The 19,235-nt window shown below is 38.6% G+C and carries 16 protein-coding genes and 1 pseudogene; 1 reads left to right on the plus strand and 16 read right to left on the minus strand.

Going from position 1 to position 19,235, the window contains the following annotated elements; all coding sequences use genetic code 11:
- Positions 1–156 precede the first annotated feature (156 nt).
- The 10 genes and pseudogenes from ABLC00_RS09535 to ABLC00_RS09580 all read right to left on the minus strand — a co-directional run bounded on the left by ABLC00_RS09535 (position 157) and on the right by ABLC00_RS09580 (position 12,548).
- The gene (locus tag ABLC00_RS09535) at positions 157–1,704 is read right to left on the minus strand and encodes a DHA2 family efflux MFS transporter permease subunit (RefSeq protein ID WP_004887163.1); all 1,548 of its coding nucleotides are present in this window, start codon (positions 1,702–1,704) and stop codon (positions 157–159) included.
- A gap of 25 nt (positions 1,705–1,729) precedes the next feature.
- Entirely contained in the window at positions 1,730–2,791 is a 1,062-nt protein-coding gene (locus tag ABLC00_RS09540; RefSeq protein ID WP_004887160.1) for an HlyD family secretion protein, read from the minus strand.
- Positions 2,792–3,472: 681 nt separating this feature from the next.
- Positions 3,473–3,814: pseudogene (locus ABLC00_RS09545) on the minus strand (amidase family protein); the annotation flags it as partial.
- A 266-nt stretch (positions 3,815–4,080) separates the two neighbouring features.
- Entirely contained in the window at positions 4,081–5,703 is a 1,623-nt protein-coding gene (locus tag ABLC00_RS09550; RefSeq protein ID WP_348941152.1) for a hypothetical protein, read from the minus strand.
- Between the two features lie 600 nt (positions 5,704–6,303).
- Positions 6,304–6,681, minus strand: a complete 378-nt coding sequence (locus ABLC00_RS09555) for a hypothetical protein (protein WP_033846578.1) — start codon at positions 6,679–6,681, stop codon at positions 6,304–6,306.
- Positions 6,682–6,872: 191 nt separating this feature from the next.
- Positions 6,873–8,267 carry a methylenetetrahydrofolate reductase C-terminal domain-containing protein gene (locus ABLC00_RS09560; protein WP_348941150.1) on the minus strand — a complete coding sequence of 465 codons (1,395 nt, stop codon included), beginning with the start codon at positions 8,265–8,267 and terminating at the stop codon, positions 6,873–6,875.
- A gap of 72 nt (positions 8,268–8,339) precedes the next feature.
- Positions 8,340–9,107, minus strand: coding sequence for an NUDIX hydrolase (locus ABLC00_RS09565; protein WP_004887153.1), 768 nt, complete (start codon positions 9,105–9,107; stop codon positions 8,340–8,342).
- Positions 9,108–9,167: 60 nt separating this feature from the next.
- Entirely contained in the window at positions 9,168–10,661 is a 1,494-nt protein-coding gene (locus tag ABLC00_RS09570; protein WP_004887151.1) for a nicotinate phosphoribosyltransferase, read from the minus strand.
- A gap of 11 nt (positions 10,662–10,672) precedes the next feature.
- A complete protein-coding gene (locus tag ABLC00_RS09575) occupies positions 10,673–11,557 on the minus strand; it encodes a phosphoribosyltransferase family protein (protein WP_006581565.1) in 885 nt (294 codons plus the stop codon).
- A gap of 181 nt (positions 11,558–11,738) precedes the next feature.
- Positions 11,739–12,548: a sulfite exporter TauE/SafE family protein gene (locus ABLC00_RS09580; RefSeq protein ID WP_004887148.1), complete on the minus strand. Its 810-nt coding sequence runs from the start codon at positions 12,546–12,548 to the stop codon at positions 11,739–11,741.
- Positions 12,549–12,646: 98 nt separating this feature from the next.
- On the opposite strand from ABLC00_RS09580, the gene ABLC00_RS09585 reads away from it, so the two are divergent.
- Complete coding sequence (locus ABLC00_RS09585) at positions 12,647–13,435, plus strand: helix-turn-helix domain-containing protein (protein ID WP_004887146.1); 789 nt, start codon at positions 12,647–12,649, stop codon at positions 13,433–13,435.
- Here ABLC00_RS09585 and ABLC00_RS09590 read toward each other — a convergent pair.
- The 6 genes from ABLC00_RS09590 to ABLC00_RS09615 all read right to left on the minus strand — a co-directional run bounded on the left by ABLC00_RS09590 (position 13,430) and on the right by ABLC00_RS09615 (position 19,223).
- Positions 13,430–13,921: a GNAT family N-acetyltransferase gene (locus ABLC00_RS09590; RefSeq protein WP_004887143.1), complete on the minus strand. Its 492-nt coding sequence runs from the start codon at positions 13,919–13,921 to the stop codon at positions 13,430–13,432. The genes ABLC00_RS09585 and ABLC00_RS09590 overlap by 6 nt on opposite strands.
- Positions 13,918–14,682 (minus strand): ABC transporter ATP-binding protein, encoded by a 765-nt coding sequence (locus ABLC00_RS09595; protein ID WP_004887141.1) that lies wholly within the window; start codon positions 14,680–14,682, stop codon positions 13,918–13,920. Before ABLC00_RS09595 ends, ABLC00_RS09590 begins: the two co-directional genes overlap by 4 nt.
- On the minus strand, positions 14,679–15,689 hold the full coding sequence (locus ABLC00_RS09600) for an iron ABC transporter permease (protein ID WP_006581568.1): 1,011 nt from the start codon (positions 15,687–15,689) through the stop codon (positions 14,679–14,681). The genes ABLC00_RS09595 and ABLC00_RS09600 overlap by 4 nt, the downstream gene beginning before the upstream one ends.
- Before the next feature lie 2 nt (positions 15,690–15,691).
- A complete protein-coding gene (locus ABLC00_RS09605) occupies positions 15,692–16,711 on the minus strand; it encodes an ABC transporter substrate-binding protein (protein ID WP_033846576.1) in 1,020 nt (339 codons plus the stop codon).
- Between the two features lie 263 nt (positions 16,712–16,974).
- Positions 16,975–17,847 carry an NAD(P)-dependent oxidoreductase gene (locus tag ABLC00_RS09610; protein WP_033846575.1) on the minus strand — a complete coding sequence of 291 codons (873 nt, stop codon included), beginning with the start codon at positions 17,845–17,847 and terminating at the stop codon, positions 16,975–16,977.
- Positions 17,847–19,223, minus strand: a complete 1,377-nt coding sequence (locus ABLC00_RS09615) for an MFS transporter (RefSeq protein ID WP_000389445.1) — start codon at positions 19,221–19,223, stop codon at positions 17,847–17,849. Before ABLC00_RS09615 ends, ABLC00_RS09610 begins: the two co-directional genes overlap by 1 nt.
- Positions 19,224–19,235 lie beyond the last annotated feature (12 nt).

Here is a 19,235-nt window from a genome sequence, read left to right on the forward strand (position 1 = left end):
TAATACTTTAATCTCCCACATTCAGATCTGTGAGTTCCAATCGCTTATACGGCGATATTAGAAACTCGTATAAATGTTCTTTTTCTATGAAGGGATACGTTTTGATATGCCCTATTGTTTTTCATTCTTTAAAAGCTGCCCTCTACTGCTAAAACCTTACATATTCATTTTCTTCCCCCTATCCATAAAGATGGTTAAAAAGGCGGTCACAAACATGATGATTGCGAGCATGCGTAATAAATCGTTGAAACTCGAAGTTAATGCTTGAAAGTGAATGTCACGGTAAATCACACTTAGCGCGATTTGCTGAGCATTTGCGCCGACTTCCTGATATTGCGCCGTGAGTTGGTCGAGTCGTTCTGTAAATATCCAGTTTTGCGGTGTCATCGCCTGATTAATCTGGGTGACGTGCATGGCTGTTAGCCAGTCTAAGGATGAGTTGATAAGTGCCAGTCCAACCGCGCCGCCAATATTGCGCATGAGGTTATAAATACCGCTGGCATCGGCTACTTTACTGAGTGGCAAGGTGCTCATAGCCAAATGTGACACCACAATCAGGCAAATCATAAGACCAATACCACGGTAAATTTGCGGCCAAAACATGAAGTCATAATCGCTATGAATGCTGAGGTGCGAATTGAGCCATACACCAAAACCAGCCAGAACCATTCCAACAAATACGGTTTTGCGGGTATCGAAGTTAGGAATAAGCCACGCAAGAAACGGTGCAAAGCAGAACATGACAATGCCTGTCACCATCATGATGTGACCAATCTGGCTACTATTCATTTCACGGACTTGCCCAAGAAACACAGGAATCATGTAACCCAAGCCATACAGCGCCATGCCAATCACAAACGTTGTAATAGCACTCAAAGTAAAGTTTTTATTTTTAAATACCGATAAATCGAGCAAAGGCTTAGGCTGGGTAAAACTTCTAGAGAAGAAAATCATGCCGCCTACAACGCAGATCATAAAAGCAATACGAACGCCCGTGTCTGCAAGCCAGTCATGTCGTGCGCCTTCATCGAGGAAATATTCAAGCCCACCCAAAAACATTGCCATACCGACCAGACTGAGCCAGTCCATGCTTTTGATGAGTGAATAATTGGCACGGTCAATATTTGGGCCTGAGTAAATGACCGTAGCAATGATAATGCCTGGAATAATATTGATCAGGAACATCCAGTGCCATGAGAAGTTATTGGTGAGCCAACCGCCAATGGTTGGACCAATCGCTGGACCTAAAGTACTGATCATGCCAAACATGACCAAAGGCAATGAGCGTTTTGCTTCTGGAAAGAGTAAATACAACGCCGTCATGGAAGTCGGAATCATGCCGCCACCCATAAAGCCTTGAATGCCACGGAACACCAGTAAACTTTCCAAGTTCCATGACAAAGCACAAAGTAAAGAACTCACCGTAAACCCAATTGCACACATGGTGTAATACACCCGTGTTGAAAGCACTCGCGAGACAATACTCGACATTGGAATTGCAATAATTTCGGCAATTAAATAAACCGTTTGTACCCAAGTGACTTCATAACGACTTGCACTCATACCAGCTTGAACTTCGTTTAGAGAACTCGCCACAATCTGAATATCAAGAATCGCCATGAAGTTGCCAAAAATCATGGCAGCAAAAATTGCCCATGCAGTTTTTGCAGGAAACCTCCACTCGGCTTCAACATGCTTATTCATTTTTTTATTACCTAAAATTTTTTTATTAAGTTCTTAGGTCAACGGTGGCACTCACCGACATTCCAGGTTTAATCAAATCAATATGTGGGCTTGAATCTATGGCAATACGTACAGGAATACGCTGTACAACCTTGTTAAAGTTACCCGTTGCATTGTCTGGTGGCATGAGTGAAAAAGTTGCGCCTGAAGCTGGTGAAAAGCTCTCAATTTTTCCGGTATAGGTGAGGCTCGGATAGGCATCAAGTTTTAACTTCACTTTTTGACCGATATGCATTTTTTCAATTTGGGTTTCTTTGAAGTTCGCTTGTACATACAAACTATTTTCAGGAATGATCGCCATTAAGCGGGTTTGTGGAGAAACGCGTGAACCTTTTTGAATTGCAAGGCTACCGATCTTACCCGAAACAGGACTGATCACTTTTGAAGAAGCTAAATCAACCTGATACAAGTTTAAATTTGCATTGGCACTTTGAATATCTGCTAAAAGCTGCGCTCGGCTCGCTTGTAAGCTCCCCAACTGAGCTTCTGCTGCATTTACGGCGGCTTGTGCTTTGCTGAGCTGTGCTTGAGCTGTTAAATATTGAGACTGGATCCCTTCAAAATTTTGTCGGGTAATCACGCCATCTTTTAATAAGTCTTGATAACGCTCGAACTCTTTTTTCAAACGAGATAGGTCGGCTTGTGCTGCCACTACACCACTATTTGCTTCGGTAATTGAAGACTTGGCAGACTTTTCATTTTGTTGTTGTACGCCCAGTGCGGCTTCTTTTAAGCTGACCACAGAACGGGCTTGGTCATAACGAGCTTGATAGTCACGATGGTCTAATACCGCTAAAGTTTCCCCTTTTTTTACCACCTGATTATCGTTAATTAATAACTCCATCACTTCGCCTGAAATTTTTGGCATGACCCAAGTCACATCGGCTTGCACATAAGCATTATCAGTAGATTGATAGAATCGGTATACCAAAAAATAATATACGATACCGGCAACTAAAAATAACAGCAGGACACTAAAAACACCCCAAGTTATTTTCTTTCGACTTTGGAAATTAGTATCAGTTTCTAGCTGAGCTACGTTATCCATATTCATTCCGCTTATTTGTAATATTCGATTTTTTATTTAAGCCAATAAAATTATTGGTTTCTTTTTTACGTAACTTTTCACTTGGTTTTATTCAATGAATCGTGACAGCGTAAAATTTGGTGCAAATTATGGTTCTGAAGTTAATTAAATATCATTGACTTCTTTGCCATATATTTTTTCTATTTATGTCAATAAAGCATATTATATAAACTATGTTTAAAAATTATGTAATTCGAACTAGTGTAGATTTCTCGTAATTAATCCATCTAAAAATTCAATACAAGCTATTGTTAATAAACAATTTAATTTTTATTTAAGCTTCAATAAAACTCCTTTAATAAAAGCAATATATTGCAGAAATATTAAGAATAAATTTTATTATGTAATATTTAAGTATTATTAATTAAAATAATATGTAATTTAAAAATGAGTTAACAATAAAAATTGTTATACTTATAAAAATAGAATATATATGATTTATAAATATTATATTTTATAAAATTAACAACAACAAACTGACAAAATATTAAATCTAACAAGCAATGATTGCTTAATAAATAAGCCATTATAACAAGTAAAATGGCTTATAATTTTTTGGATAAAAAACAGTCTTAAAATAAATTTAGACCTATTATTAAAAGACAAACAAAGCTTTAAAAATAGTGATTTAAGCGGTTTTGTCTATTGATTTAAAACCTTAAAAATTTCTTCTAAAGTTATTCCAATCGCAAGCAATTCACTATCTTGATGAGCTAAGCCATCTATTTCAAATCCGATTGGCAGTTTTGATTTCGCGCCCTTTCCAATAGGTAAACTCAGGCCCGGTATTCCAATATTACTGCCGGGGTCTGTATTTCGCATGAGTGTCTGGAAAGTTTCAATTGAATAGACGTCTTCGTTTGCTAGTGGTGCAACAATCGGTGATGTCGGAAATAATAAAGCATGTAAGTTATGCGCTTTAAATGTGTTTTGGTAGAGTTCAATCAATTGTGGACGAGCTTCACTGATGGCTTTTTCATAGAAAGTAAATAATTCTTGATCATCAATAACAGCTCTAGCCATGTTTAGGGTTTACGTTAATAACAAAAAATAATTTTAGTTTTAAATTTTGTCAAAATAAACAGAAATAAAATATTTTATCTCACTAGCAGTTTTACTAAAAATTAAAAAAAATCTTGCACCTTAAAACTTCAGGTGAAATTAAATCTAAAGCCCCCTAATTGAGAAGTTAAAGAACCCACCATAAGGAGGGTTCACAATATAAACTAATGTTAATCTGCTTAGCTAGGCTAGCTATTACCACATGAGACTATACAAAAATTTACTTCTACATATTCAGAGAGAATAGTATTTGATTCATTTTTTAGAATAATATGACATGAGCCCGTTTTTATATTTGAAGCTCTAACTGAATATAAATCAGAATTACCACTCGGCATACTTCTCACATTTACAATCACCACATCATCCTGATAAATGAAATTGTTTTCCAACACGAATGCAACAGAAGAATTAGCTCCCAACGCACTTGCGGCCATGCGAACGCAACCGGATGGAAAGTTACAAGTTACCGACCTGTCTTTGAAACTATACTGCAGAATATAAGATCCTGCTCCTCCACCATAACCAATCTTACCTTTTCTTGAAAGAAAATTACCTGATAAGTCTAGTTCCAACATACCAGCTGAATTAACAAGATATAACCGTCCATTTTCTTTGTTTTGTATCATTAGGTCTGATTCAGTGACATAGATCAATCCACCATTATTTCTATCTTCTGAACCAGTAGAATCAGATGTGAGTTGTAACATCGGCAGACTCTTATCATGAATATGTAGAGTACTTTTAGGTTTATCCACTCCTATACCAAGACGAGTTTTAGAATCTTCGCTACCTACTACCACTACATCAATCGTTCCTGAAATATATCTAGCTTCAGAATTCATAGATTGCGATGTACCATTAACACGATCAATAACTACTTGGTTTCCTCCGTTTTCTTCAAACCAAGAATTCATTATAATAATCGGAGAAAATAAAGTACTTGGGATATCAAAGTCCATAAATAACCCAAAGCCTTTATTGAATTGAAATGTACAGTGATTAAATAACCACTGTCCCGTTCCATGGGTTTTATCATAATAAGCTGCACCCGCAATAGCATTCTCACTAAAATTACAGCTATAGTACATATCACAACCCGAATGCATGATTGCAAGTGAGTTAGGGATAGCTACTTGGTTACTTGATGCATAAACACCGTATTTGCAGTTTTCAAAATTACAATTGTAGTATTTATTACCGATGTTTCCATTTACTTTTCGAATACCGTGCATAAAACCACTAAACCACACGTTATTCATAACCACTCGGCCAACACCATAATAATCATTAACTGCAGGTAGCACACCATAACTGAAACCAACTCCTGTGAAATTCGATGATTTTAAAGCTAGATTAGATACAGAATCGTTAGACCAACTTAAAGAAGATATATTGATGTTAGTTAAAATAGGCTTATTAATGTCGTAAGGTTTTAATATAGACTCTTTCCCAGAACCAGTGATATTGAATGATTTTTTAAGATTCACATTGCATAGGAACACACCTCTAGGTACATATAGATCAGTAACTGCATCTACAGCTTTTTGGAATGCATCTGTATCATTATTAGTGTTATCTCCAATTGCCCCAAACATAAAGACATTAGGTACACAATCAAACTCCCGTACCCAGCCATTAATTGTTAATCCATAATCATTTATGGCTTTTTTTCCAGATGCATAAATAAACTTACCACCACCTTTGTTTAATCCTTGATAATAAGACTTCACATATACGGTCTGTCCTTCTTCTGGACTTTGAATAGCCGTTAGTTCTGCAATACTTTCTACTGTTGTAACTGTACTCATAACCTTATCCACATATAAAATTTTAGAGCGCAAAAAACCAATACAAATATATGTTTTATTTTGATAAATTGATTATTTACTTATTATTAATATATGTTTTAAATAATTCAAAAGCAATGCAACTTACAGCACAAGCGACATTAATTGTCGCATATACAAATTAACCTCATAAAATTAATTAAAAATAAAAAGCCCATCTATTATTGATGAGCTTTAATACCTGTAAATCGCTTAGACTTCAACTACTATAATGCAAAAATAATATTACTCTATACAGGATCAAGTTTTGTATACAATTTATCACGTTTTTAATTGGTTAAAATTCATTAGATTTAAGAATTGATTATGTCGTTCCCAAGCTGTCTTGTATTGTTTTTGCCACCCTTACTATTTAAATGGCTTATGCCCTTAGAAGATGCCAATTCCAGCAAAGCCCCGTAAACTGTTACTTTCTCGCCATTTTTATAAACTAGAATAGTAGTATCTTCCAATTGCTCTATCAAATAATCACTATATTCAACTTAACGTTTCAACTGATCCTTTGAAGTGTTAATAATTTCATAGTTAAAGTTGGCTGCAATTTCTATTAACTGATAAATATTACCTTTTCCCCATTGGTTGGAAACAATATATATCTCCATTACTCATCTGTAAATGATGTTCCTTCTCAATAAAATAGCGGTCATATCTTTGTTCATCCAGTTGGTTAATTTTAACCAGCAATCTATCCAGATTCGGATATTCATTAAACTCTGCTCTAAGATCTTCGATATTCTTATTATCGATTTCATCAAACCGGCATTTAATAATTTCCAGAGCCAGGTAACGTTTATTCAGAGTTTTACCATTGAAGATGAAGCTTGAGTAATCCCTTGCATTCGTAAGCTTGGCTTCTCGTCTTTCTTCTGATTTTTTCTGTGCCTTAATCTGATAATCCTTTGCTTCCGGTAAAGGGATGATTTGTTGAATATCAACCATAATCTGAGAATTGTGAGTATATAATCTATATTTAAAGGGGCTTTTATTCCGGAATTAATCTATCCGCCACCTACAGTATTAGCTTTTAAAAAATTTCTATGAAAATTATAAATCAGCTCTCATATTTATTAAGTTTATTCAAAAAAATTAAAAATTTGAATTATCGCCGTCCTTAAGGGTTAATACAAAACTTAAGCCTCAGCCCCTAAATACCAATTTTTCCAAGAACTGGTTCCTCTCGTTTCAAGTGGTACCGTTGGAATCAGTTTTTCTTTTAGCACTTCGGTTTGCTTAACAGCTTTAGCAAGTCTTGCTTTAACGGAATGAATACATTCACGGTCACCAAATTCGCAGCGGTCTAAAGTTGTACCGCCACAAGGCCCGTTGGCTAAACCTTTTGGACATGTTTCAGGGCAAATATATAAGGTGTCACTTAAACGGCACTGACCACAGCTTTCACAGCCCACTAGGCTATGTTTACTCAGCACTTCTGTTTTAAGTAAGAGTTTAGCGATCAAAGCGTTTTCCCAAAAAAATGCTTTGAAAATAAAACGTCCAAATCCTTTGGCAATTTTTGATCCAAATATTGCTTCATGCATAACATGTAGCTGACGATATTTAATTAATTGTTTAGATGTTGGCTGACGTGAAAAACGAGCAATTTCAGGCGAAAACTCTTTACCTGTAGTGACTTGCCAAAGTGAATTCCAAAGCTCTTCTAAAACGTTAAGCTCCAGATGTCTGTATTGCTCAATGTAGCTTTCAAGCAACATTTGTTCTTCTGGCTTATGGCACGCAGATAAGTGGATTCCTGCAAACCCTAAATGTTTACATATTAAAATTTGTAAAGCGCAGCGCAAATAAACTCGGTCTGTATGCCCTGCCTGTTTTTCATCTGCCAAGACTTTTAGCATGTGTGGAGTAATTACAATACCTGCAACTTTATGCTTTACCATGAAGTTGGCACGACCTAAAGTCAGTGGCATGACACAAGCCAGTATTTGCTGTGAATAATTGTTCTTGGTTAAAAATGATTTGGCTTTCTTTAAGGCTTCAATGTCATAGCCCAATTGGGTAATGATAAAGTCAGCGCCTGCTTTAATTTTCTTATGTAGTTTTAAATACTGTGCATCACGCTCAGCTTCAACATATTTAAATGGGTTAAAAGCCACCCCAATACGAAACCCGCCATGTTGCTTGGCAGCCATTACGGCGTTTACTGACTCTAAGTAACGACTACGAGGCTGTCCATCTCGACCATTATGGTGTTCTTTAAGTTTATCGCCTGTAAGCAATAACAAGTTTTGAATATTGGCTGCTTGAGCTTGTTCTAAAAATTGTTCAAAGTCTTGTATGTCTCGGGCCTTACCTGAAAAGTGTAAAACTTTCTCTATTGAGTCAGGGTAGCTTTTGCTGGCTTCAAGCGGCGCAATATCATGATCTGAATGTACGCGATCAGCCAATGTTATTGCAGCCGGATATCCTGCAAACTCAAGTCTTACAGGATAAATTTCATGTAGTGAAGTGAGGTACTCCACCAACACAAAAAACTGGTTTTGCTGGAAGCAGGGAGAAACGTGTGACATAGGCAAAGCGCTTATCAAAACATGACATCAATCATAAGCGCGGCATTATAAATCAAAGCGCATCAAGATGCTCTAGTCAGAAAGCTCATTGTTTTGCTTATCTTCACCCTCTTTATTTCGAGGTAATTCGAGTGAGCGAGGAAATATAAAATCGAAAGAATCAAGTGCATAGCGGTAAAGCTGAGCTGGTCGTTTGCCTACAATTTTACTGTGGTTGGTTTCTTCAACTGCGCCTGCTTCTATCATACGGCGTCTAAATGCTTTTTTATCTAAGGATTGCCCAAGAATAATTTCATAAATAGTCTGTAGCTCGGTCAGTGTAAATAACTCGGGCATGAGACTCGCTGGCAAAGCGGTATAGCGGGTTTTATTGGTTAAACGCTCTAAAGCTAATCTGAGCAATTCATTATGATCAAACGCCAATGCTAAATCTTGTGCTTTTGCTACAGGCACCCATTCGCTGTACTCAGCTAAGGCTTGATGTTGATAAGCATTAAAATCAATTAAAGCAAAATACAAAATCGTCACTGCCCAACCACGCGGGTCACGTTTGGCATTGCCCACAGAGGCAACTTGTTCCAAGTAAGGTGAAGCAATCCCTGTTTTTTCGACCAGCTTACGATATGCGGTGGCCATCAAATCTTGATCGTGCTTTAAATCGGCAAAACCACCCGGTAAAGCCCATTGGTCTTTAGCTGGAAAGTTGGGCCGCTTAATGAGTAATACCCGTAACTGACCATTAAATACCGAGAAAATAGCCATATCTACAGTGAGTAAAGGTGCGTCATAATCTCGGCGATCATAACTGGCAAGGAATTCTTGTTCAGTTTGAATAGTCACGTTCAGTCTCTCAATGAAAATGATGAGCCGATACACATGCAACGGCTCATCTAAACTCAGTTATGCGATGGATAAACGCTCACGTATTTGATCCAAAGTACACTCATATTGAAGTTTACCATTTTCAAAGACAGTTTTTAGTGCTCCACCTTGTTCTTGTTCGGCTGTTTGCTCATCAAACAAGGTAAAACCATTTTCACTTTCTTCAATGCGTAACAGACCTTTCGCAGATTTTTTTACACCTGAGTCAGTAATTGGGTCTTTAAATAGTTCTCGGCCTACACCATTCACTTGTCCCCAAGTTGCTTTCACAGCAAACCCAAAGGTATCGCGAGTTAAGTAGTTATAGGTAAAACTGCCTATACCAAACACCAAGTTGTTTGAAGCGAAACCTTTGGCTTCAAGCCCTTCTAAAATACGCTGTGCACGGTCTAGGGTAATTGAGTCACCATAAATTAAACCAACACGTTCATTGAGTACTTTATAGCCTTGATCAGTTGTTGTACCGCCAAACACTTCCCATAAACATTCAACTGCGCCTTTATAAGCTGGGCTGCCACTTTCCGCGTCTGGATCACCACAAATAATTTTAACTGGGTCACCAGAGTCTGGACGGAAAACCAATTTAGCCAAACCTAAAGCATTGGGTTGTCGCGCCAGAATTTCAGATTTTAAAGCCACCGTAAATTCTGTAATGACTCGCCAAAAGTCCCAAGTATCAGACACAATACTGACAACACCCGACGGATAAAGCTCGCAAATTAAACGTTTAAATGTGTCTAGCTCACTGTTTTCTGTACCCATACACATCACACTGTGTTCGGTCGCTGGTACAGAAACCCCAATCACACCTGTGGCATTGTAATATTCTTCTGCGTAGTCAATTGAAGCAACCGAGTCTGTTCCAATAAAACTGGTTAAGTGCCCCACACCCGATTGTGCCGCATCATAAACTCCACTCATGCCACGGCTACTAAAATCGTGTCCTTGCACAGGTACAAAATCGAGTGGTGCGCCAGTTTTTACGGCATATTGCGTTAATAAACGTTTGTACTCGTAGGCAATCGTTGCTGTAGTGCAGCTTTTCCAAAGTTCAGCACTTAATACAGTTTCAATATAGTTGGTTAGCCAAAAGAAACGCGGGTCTGTATTAATGACGGTAAGCACAGGTACACGCATATTGACGCGGCTACCTTCCGGCAAAGCTTTAATCCGTAAAGGTAAATAGCCCAAGTCATGTAATGCTTCAATGTGATCGACTGGTACAGCACCTTCACCTAGTGAACTATCCATACGGCGTTTATAAGCAGCCACGACTTTGTCTTTAGGTTGTTTGAAAAAGCCTTCATTCCATGTATCCATTAAAAAGTGTTTAATAAAACCTTGAAGCCCAAAGAACACAACTTTATCGTCAAAGTCAGGCAACATTTTTGCGAGTCGAGATGACCGTGGCGTAAAGTTTGCGTAAACGTACTCTGTACCTGCCGGATACTGACGTCTGTGATCAGCTTTATAAAAATCGATAGCGTTTAATGGATTAAGTTTAATAGTCATCTTTATTCTCTTTATTTTGCTGCAAAAGCAATTACTGAAATTTTGTCTGATGGTTGTTGAGGAAAGCTGTCTGAGGTAAACAGTTGGTCAAGCAATCCATCAAAAACCTCTATTCCTTTACTGAAAATACCGTGGGTCACGTATAGAACGACCTTATGGCAATTGAGACGACGCAGTTCTTTGGCAATACCAATAAAGGTTGCACCGCCGTCGCAAATGTCATCGGTAATGACCGCTGTTAGGCCTGATAAATCAGTTGTATGTACATGTGTACCCAAAATTTTGCCAGTCACTGGATCACGTTTTTTATCGCACTGAACAATATTGATTGGTTGTTTGCGCTCAGAATTAAAAGCATCTGCAACCATTTGTGTACGTGCTTTTGCGCCTTTGTCTGGGCAAATCAGTACTGTTTTTTCATCTTTTAATAATGTACTTAGCGCTTCACTCTTTTCGATGATGTCGACTGAACTCACATTTACAACTTCACTAAAAGACGTATTGGCAGCAAGTAAGGCTGTAGTGACTTCACTATGGCAGTCCCAAACAGTCACTTTGCCTTGTTTGCCTGCTTTTTTATCTGCATTAATGTTGAGTAACTTAGTCATCACATCAAGCGAGAACGCTTGGCCTACTGCACAAATACGGTCCTGACGTGCATATGGAAAATACGGAACTTCTAGGTCAATGGTTAAACCTTGAGTCAGCAATATATTTTCAAGTAGTAAATAGTCCATCACATCGTGACTTGAGGTCATTTGCGCGCGGACCAATACCTTGCCAGATAGTGAACCTAAGGTTGTCTCATCAATTTGAACATGACGCTCGCCACCAGAAAACTGCGTAAATTTCACTGGAATTTCATTTCTTGCCGCATCTAAAAGCTGGATAGCCATATCATCCTCTTTTTGTCTGATGACCTTCGATGAATATATAGTGGCATAAAGCCACTATATATTTCAAGTCTATTTTTCAAACTTTTTTCAAAGCCCTTTAAAACATAAAATTTGCAGTTTTAGAGCATTTAGAGATTTGTTATTTAAGAAAATTTATTCTTCAAACATTTGAAATAAAAAATTAATTTACGAAAAGCATGACGAGTAGAACTATTATTAAAAGTAGCGGATATAACTTTGCCCGCCATAAATCAGGTAGTTTTGAAATAAATTTTTCTGAAAAATATAGTCCGATCCATGTTCCAGCAACCAAGAATAAAGCAGCTTCAAACCAGATTAGTCCGATAAATCCACTAGGTGCCCATGTAGATTGCCAAATTGACAATACACAGTAAGTAAACGTTGCAGTTAAAGACAGAGGCAGTGTGAGAATATTTGCAATAGCCGCGGCCTCTGCCATAGAACTACCCCGCCGCCGCAACAACGGAACTGTCATTACGCTGCCACCCACACCTAAAAGTGCCGCAACCCAACCAATTATTCCGCCTTTAATCAGTTCACTGTTTTGACCATGGTCTTGCTTTTGTTTTGATGCAACCATAAAGCCTGGTCGGTAATAACAATCTAGAATGGTTATGAATACATAACCCATAAATATCCAGCGAAGCCAATTTCCATTAAACAATGAGGCCATTACTGCACCCACAATTCCCCCAAATGCGATACCACCCCATAAAAAATTGATCTTTTGCCAATCTATGTGTCCAGACCGATAGTGTCGAAAGGTTGCAAAACTTGCCGAACACAGCATGACAAAAGCGGACGTAGCAACGGCGATTTGCATGGCATGTATGCCGACACTACTTTCACTGCTCCACTTTTGAATAATGACTGCATAAAGCAAAGGCACAGCAACAAATCCGCCACCAAAACCAAATAACCAAGTGGTAACGCCTGAAAGCAATCCAAATAAAAATAGCTCATATAGCATCGTTATCTTCCTCACGTTTATAGAGGCATGATATAAAATAGCTTTATGGCAAACTAACGTATAAAAGCCATATTTTTATTTATTTCAGACAAAAATATATGCGTAATATTTCAGTTAACGATGTAGACCATCTACAGCAAGCGGTTCTAGCGTTAGGATCGGACTATCCTGCTGATACCTTGTTAGATACGCATAGCCATCGCCGTGCACAGTTCTTATATGCACCCGAAGGCCTCATGAAAGTTGAAACTGAAGATGGACAATGGCTCGTGTTACCGTACAGCGGTGTATGGATACCGGCAGGCAAACCACATCAGGTATGGTTATCTAAAGTCAGTACTTATAGTTTGTATATAGAAGTGAGTAATGCCCCAAGACAAGCAAACTATTGCGAGGTTATACAAGTCTCGCCTTTGTTACATCAACTGCTCATTCAAGCAAATCAATTATCTATTGATTACTCGCACTCAGGCCGTGACGGTGCTCTTATCGATTTATTGTTATATGAGTTAGAAGCTGCACCAGCCCTACCTCTATTTATTCCATTGCCTCACAACACATTATTATCTAAACAGTGTGCTGAGTTTATGGAGCAACCCGATATTCATAGCAGCCCTAAAGATTGGGCACATGACCACAATAAAAGTGAACGAACTTTTCATCGTTGGTTTAAGTCTGAAACTGGCTTGTCCTTTCAAGCTTGGCGTAATCGAGTCTGCATTATTTATGCTTTAAATGCCTTAAAAGAGAATATCTCAATTACAGAAATTGCTTTTAGTTTAGGCTATGAACATTCGGCAGCTTTTACCGCAATGTTCAGTAAAATTATGGGTTATCCGCCTACCCATTTTCAAAAAAGATTTCATGCACATAATAAATCGCTATAAAGATTTACTCATGTGTATAGTGTCATAGGTATCGATCCATTCGCGTTGAATAACCTCAAAGCCTTGGAGCCGCCAAAACTCTTCAGCCGCAGGTAAAAATGGATGGGTATGCAAATACAAAGTTGTAATTGCTCTGTTTTTTGCATGACTAAACAACATGTTGCATAGCTGAGTCGCGATGCCCTTACGGCGGTATTCAGGCAATACAAACAACTTAACGACTTCTACCGTATTGGACGGTAAATTTAAATCAAAACGATGGTCATACGCCCGATATGCAATGGTACCAATAATACGGTTTTGGTCTTTTACCGTAATAAAGCAGCCCAATGGGTCTTTAACATAGGACTGCTCAAAATTCTGTAAATCTTTAGGAATTTGCCCATGATAGATTTCTGGGAATAACAACTGTCTTGTATAAAGTGCAAACTCCACCGCAGGCTCATAATCTGTTTTGCCAACCACCTGATAATTCAACATATTCATAGCCAAGAATGATCAGGAATCACAATGGTTTTGTCTTGAATCATGGCTTCATGAAACTCAACATCGTAGACACTTTTTAAAAACTTCGGATCGGTGATTCGAGTTTTTGACTCAGGCTTAACCACCTCATGTTGGCGCATAAAAAATAGATGATCTGCAAATAAAAAGGCCAAATTGGGATCATGCATAATTGCAATCACCGTAAAATTTTGCCGCGACAACTGACGCAACTTTTTCATTAAATAAGACTGGTAATAAACATCGAGATGATTGGTTGGCTCATCGAGCAAAATAACTTTTGGAGCTTGCACTAAAATACGGGCAATCATAACCAATTGCCGTTCACCACCCGATAACTCGGTATAAGGACGGTCACGTAAATGCTCAATATCTAAATCAAGCAAAGCTTGGTTTACACGTTCCCAGTCTGATTTTGAAGGTCTATATCTGCTAAAAGCAGCACGCCCTGTAATCACCACATCTTTAACCAAAAATGGAAATACGGTTTTATGAAACTGCGGTAAAAAGCCAAGTAACGCAGCCCGATCTTTTCCTTTAAAGTCCGATAATGGTTTTCCAGAGTAACGAATCAAGCCATCTTTTACGGGTTCTAGACCCGCCATCAATTTAAAAAGTGTCGATTTACCACAGCCATTACGCCCTAAAATCACTGAAAACTGATTTTCGGGAAACTCCAGATGAATATTTTTAAGAACCTGTTTGTGCCCATAGGCATAATTTAACTGATCAATTTGAATCATGCCCAATGAGTCCTCTGTGTTTTCATTAATAATAAGAAAAATGGCGCACCAAGTAACATGGTAAAAATACCAATTGGTATTTCAAACGTCAGTAAAACCCGAGAAAAGTTATCAATCAACAGTAGAAAACTGCCGCCCAGCACCATATTGGCAGGAATACTGTAGCGGTGATCTGGTCCAACCAACATTCTCACAATATGCGGCATAAATAGCCCATATAAACTAATAATGCCAGCAGCAGCCACAGACGTTGATGTACATACAGTTACTAGTACAATTAAAAGAAGCTGTTCCCATCTTGGATTAACACCAACCGCCTGCGCTTCTTCAGCACCGAGTGCCATTAAGTTTAAACGCCAACGCATCGCAAATAATCCGGCAAGGCCAATACAGATTGGTAGCACGGCGTATTGAACTTTTTGCCAAGACGCCTGATGTAAGTTGCCCATCGTCCATTGCACAATCGCTTGTAGTTTAAATGGATCACTTAAGTATTGAATAACGGTAAGTCCTGCCAAAAACAGCCCCGAAACAATCATGCCTGATAAAATTACCATGACTAAAGACGTCTGGCTTTCATGTTTCTGGTGCGCAAATAAATAGGTTAAGCCAACAGCGCATACACCAAAAATAAAGGCTGATAGATTTGGCGAAAGCCAACTTAATGAAAGCGCTAAAGCTGCACCGAACGCTGCACCAGATGAAATACCGAGTACATACGAATCGACTAAGGGATTACGAAACAATGCTTGCAAGCCATTACCCGCAGTTGCTAATGCGGCTCCCACCATAAAGGTCAGTAAAATTCTAGGCAATCTGACATTCACAATAATGTTCTGCATCAGCCTAAATTGTTCTGCATCAAAATATGGTGTACCAAAGACTGCTTGTACCCCCCACCGCAAATAATCCCATGCACTTAATGTTTGAGTTGGTCCAATGAGCAAAGAGATAAAAATCATGAGGAAAGGTAACGGGTAAAACCAATAATATTTCAGCTTTTCCATATTTATGACACCAACACTTTGGCAAGTTGCTTACCATACAACTTGGTTAAAATACGCTGTTGTAAAGCACTTACTGGTAAATCGGACTGTTCAGGATAAATACTGTGATTTAGATAAATCGCCGTAATAATAATTTTGATGGTGTGGGGGTTATATATAAATGCAGGACTCAAATTAAATACCTTTCGGTTTTGTACGGCGCTTAAACCCTGTAATTCTTTTCGTTCATAAATCAGTTTAGGGTTGGTATTCCAAAGCACAATATTGTCAGGGTTCCATTCAATTAAAGTCTCGGGATTTACGTTGGGCTGGTTAGCAGCAGTCTGAACAATGTTGTAAGCACCAGCCAGTTCAATAAAATCATTGGTAATCGACTCCCGTCCTGAAGTAGAAAAAATTCGCCCTCCTGACCATGCATAGTAAATCGATTGTTTATTTGGCTGACGTGCAGTTTTGGCTGCGACTTCCGCCACAATTTCATCCGAAAAACTTAAAATTTCTTGAGCACGCTTTTGGGCACCACTAAGAACGGCAATTTCAGATAGCTCTTCTTTCACCTGTTTATAGGTGCCTGACTCCATTACATATACAGCGATGCCAAACTGCCGTAACAGTTCAATCGTTTGGGCTTGCCCACTTCCCAAAATGACCAAATCTGGTTTTAACAACACGAGACTTTCAATATTGGTTGCATTGGCTCCTTGTGAAGGTGCTGCAAGCTGCTTATTGGCGATACGCTTATCTATTTTTGAATAGGCATTAAATAATAAAGGTTGAATGTATACTTCGGCCGGTATACCAATCACTTTATGACCTTGCCCTAGCATATAAAGGCCATCTAAACCCGACTCAAACAGAGAAACGATTCTTTGCGCTGGTTTAGCTACACAGACTTTAGTATTTCTACTATCAAAAACACATATTGAATGGGAAGTTGAGTTTTCTTGAGTTTTTCTATTTTGCTCAGATGAAGAGCATCCGCATAGAATCAACAATGTGAGTATGGGAGCCAACAACCTCATGATGGCCCCAAATGCACAAATAGAGTGCAAAATAAAAAGATGTGCTTATTTAGTGCATTTTTCATGTGAAAAAAACACCATAAGTGAGCAAGAGACTATTTGAATGATCATTAATACGTTAGCAAATCAAATATTGTGAAGAAGATAATTATGATTAAGCAATAAAAATGCCAGCACTACAAATGAGTTTGAATATGCAGCAGAACGAATCTGCTGCTTTTTATAAATAAATTAAAATATACCGATCTTAAGTAAAGCAATAATTACACATGATTCATGCGTTCTAATTCACGAATTAAGCCAGAATGATCAAGCTCACCGTCTCCGGCAGCAAGCATATTTTCGAATAATTGGCTGACTTTTTGGGCAATAGGTAAATTCAACTCAAGCGATTTCGCATAGCTAACGGCTGTATGAATGTCTTTATGCTGGTTTCGAGCTGTACCTCCCGGTTTAAAATCTCGATTTAACATGCGTTCGCCATGCTGTTGCAAAATCGGTGAATCAGCAAAACCGCCTGTTAATGCTTGTTTTAGTTTTATCGGGTCAGCTCCTGCTTTAGTGGCAAGCAATAAACCCTCACTCACGGTTGCAATGGTAGATGCGACTATCATTTGATTGACGAGTTTTGCCAGCATTCCACAGCTGGCATCTCCGACTAAAATTGGTCGCCCCATGGCAGATAGAACATGTTCAGCATGTGAAAATATTTGAGCATCGCCACCTACCATAATTGCCAGACTTGCATTTTGAGCACCTTTTTCCCCCCCAGAAACAGGTGCATCCAAATATCTAAGTCCTCTTTCTTTACATTTTTCACTTTGTGTTTTTGCAACTTCAACCGGTATTGAACTCATCACAATGACCGTGCTTTCAGGTTTTAGCTGTGAGATTGCACCATTTTCTTGAAATAAAATTTCATTACAGGTTTTTCCATCACTGAGCATACAAATCAGAAACTCTACATCTTTTCCGACTTGCTCAAGTTCACTACAAACATGGGCACCCGCTTCTTTTAAACTTTCTGCTTTAGATGAAGTTCGATTCCAGACCTTAACTTGATGGCCAGCTTTTAATAAATTCATGGCCATTGGCATTCCCATAATACCAGTTCCAACAAAACCAATTTGAGCCATTATTTCATCTCCGTAGCAGTCCGCACTTTAAGTCGCTGTTGTTCTACTTTTAGGCTATCAGACTTTAACTTTGCCAAAAGCAGTAACCCCAAACCGCCCATGGCAACAAATCCTGCAATGGCAAGGAACGCTACTGTATAGGTGCCCGTGGTAGTATATAAATAGCCTGTTAAATATGGACCAGTAAAACCACTTAAATTACCTACAGAGTTAATTAAGCCAATACCGGCTGCAGCGCCCACTCCTGTTAGAGTCTGCCCAGGGATAGTCCAGAAGATATTAATCGCACTAAATACACCGATTGCGAGCAGAATAAAGCCCACAATAATTGCCCACGGTTGATTCACAATTAAAGCAATCGCAATTGCGAAAGCCGCCATAAGTGCAGCACAAGCACCGTGTTTATAACGTTCTTGTTTACGGTCAGAACGGCGGCTCCATAAAACCATTCCAACCGCCGCAAATGCATATGGAATAGCGGTGAGTAAGCCATTTTGGATAAGGCTGATTTGCATACCAAAGGTATTACGGAACGACTCTAAAACACTTGGTAAGAAGAAGAACATCGCATTTGAACCAGACGTAATTCCAAAATAAACAATTGCCATAATCCACACTAAAGGATTTTTAAACACTTGTTTAATGAGTTCACCTTTTGTTAAAGCAGCATCGGCAGATTGCTGTTTTTCTCGTTCTTCACGCTCTAGCGTATTCATGAGCCATTGACGCTGCTCAGCTGTTAACCACTGTGCTTCTTTTGGGTTATTGGTTAAATATTTTAGGCAAACCAGTCCTAAAATAATGGAAGGAATCCCTTCTAAAATATACATCAAACGCCAGCCTTCATAGCCAATGGTATTACCCCATTGCATAAGACCGACCGAAATTGGTGCTCCGATAATTTGAGCAATTGGTAACCCTAAATAGAAGGTCGCGAAGACACGGGCACGATATTTAGCAGGAAACCATAAGGTTAAATAAAAAATAACTCCCGGAAAGAAACCCGCTTCTGCAATACCCAGTAAAAACCGTAAAATAATAAATTGGGTACCACTATGGATAAATCCCATAAGTCCGGCAATAATTCCCCAAGTAATCATGATTCGGGCAATCCAGATCCGTGCTCCAAACCGATGAAGTAAAACGTTACTCGGTACTTCTGCAATAAAGTAACCCAAGAAAAATACACCCGCACCTAAGCCAAAAATAGTTTGGGTAATTCCAATTGCATCATTCATATGTAGCGCAGCAAAACCAATATTGGTTCTGTCTAGAAAGGCCATAATGAATAAAATAATAAGAAACGGGATAATTCGACTCGAAATACGCTTAATTGTCTGCTCTTCGAGAGCAGTGACATTTTTGATATCTTCCATAATAACTCTCAC

Source organism: Acinetobacter nosocomialis (assembly GCF_041021905.1).
GTDB classification, from domain to species: domain Bacteria; phylum Pseudomonadota; class Gammaproteobacteria; order Pseudomonadales; family Moraxellaceae; genus Acinetobacter; species Acinetobacter nosocomialis.

Excerpts from the sequence above, each read along its gene's own strand:
- ABLC00_RS09535 (WP_004887163.1), bottom strand. The coding sequence starts at position 1,704 with ATGAATAAGCATGTTGAAGCCGAGTGGAGGTTTCCTGCAAAAACTGCA.
- ABLC00_RS09540 (WP_004887160.1), bottom strand. The coding sequence starts at position 2,791 with ATGGATAACGTAGCTCAGCTAGAAACTGATACTAATTTCCAAAGTCGA.
- ABLC00_RS09550 (WP_348941152.1), bottom strand. The coding sequence starts at position 5,703 with ATGAGTACAGTTACAACAGTAGAAAGTATTGCAGAACTAACGGCTATT.
- ABLC00_RS09555 (WP_033846578.1), bottom strand. The coding sequence starts at position 6,681 with ATGGTTGATATTCAACAAATCATCCCTTTACCGGAAGCAAAGGATTAT.
- ABLC00_RS09560 (WP_348941150.1), bottom strand. The coding sequence starts at position 8,267 with ATGTCACACGTTTCTCCCTGCTTCCAGCAAAACCAGTTTTTTGTGTTG.
- ABLC00_RS09570 (WP_004887151.1), bottom strand. The coding sequence starts at position 10,661 with ATGACTATTAAACTTAATCCATTAAACGCTATCGATTTTTATAAAGCT.
- ABLC00_RS09575 (WP_006581565.1), bottom strand. The coding sequence starts at position 11,557 with ATGGCTATCCAGCTTTTAGATGCGGCAAGAAATGAAATTCCAGTGAAA.
- ABLC00_RS09580 (WP_004887148.1), bottom strand. The coding sequence starts at position 12,548 with ATGCTATATGAGCTATTTTTATTTGGATTGCTTTCAGGCGTTACCACT.
- ABLC00_RS09585 (WP_004887146.1), top strand. The coding sequence starts at position 12,647 with ATGCGTAATATTTCAGTTAACGATGTAGACCATCTACAGCAAGCGGTT.
- ABLC00_RS09590 (WP_004887143.1), bottom strand. The coding sequence starts at position 13,921 with ATGAATATGTTGAATTATCAGGTGGTTGGCAAAACAGATTATGAGCCT.
- ABLC00_RS09595 (WP_004887141.1), bottom strand. The coding sequence starts at position 14,682 with ATGATTCAAATTGATCAGTTAAATTATGCCTATGGGCACAAACAGGTT.
- ABLC00_RS09600 (WP_006581568.1), bottom strand. The coding sequence starts at position 15,689 with ATGGAAAAGCTGAAATATTATTGGTTTTACCCGTTACCTTTCCTCATG.
- ABLC00_RS09605 (WP_033846576.1), bottom strand. The coding sequence starts at position 16,711 with ATGAGGTTGTTGGCTCCCATACTCACATTGTTGATTCTATGCGGATGC.
- ABLC00_RS09610 (WP_033846575.1), bottom strand. The coding sequence starts at position 17,847 with ATGGCTCAAATTGGTTTTGTTGGAACTGGTATTATGGGAATGCCAATG.
- ABLC00_RS09615 (WP_000389445.1), bottom strand. The coding sequence starts at position 19,223 with ATGGAAGATATCAAAAATGTCACTGCTCTCGAAGAGCAGACAATTAAG.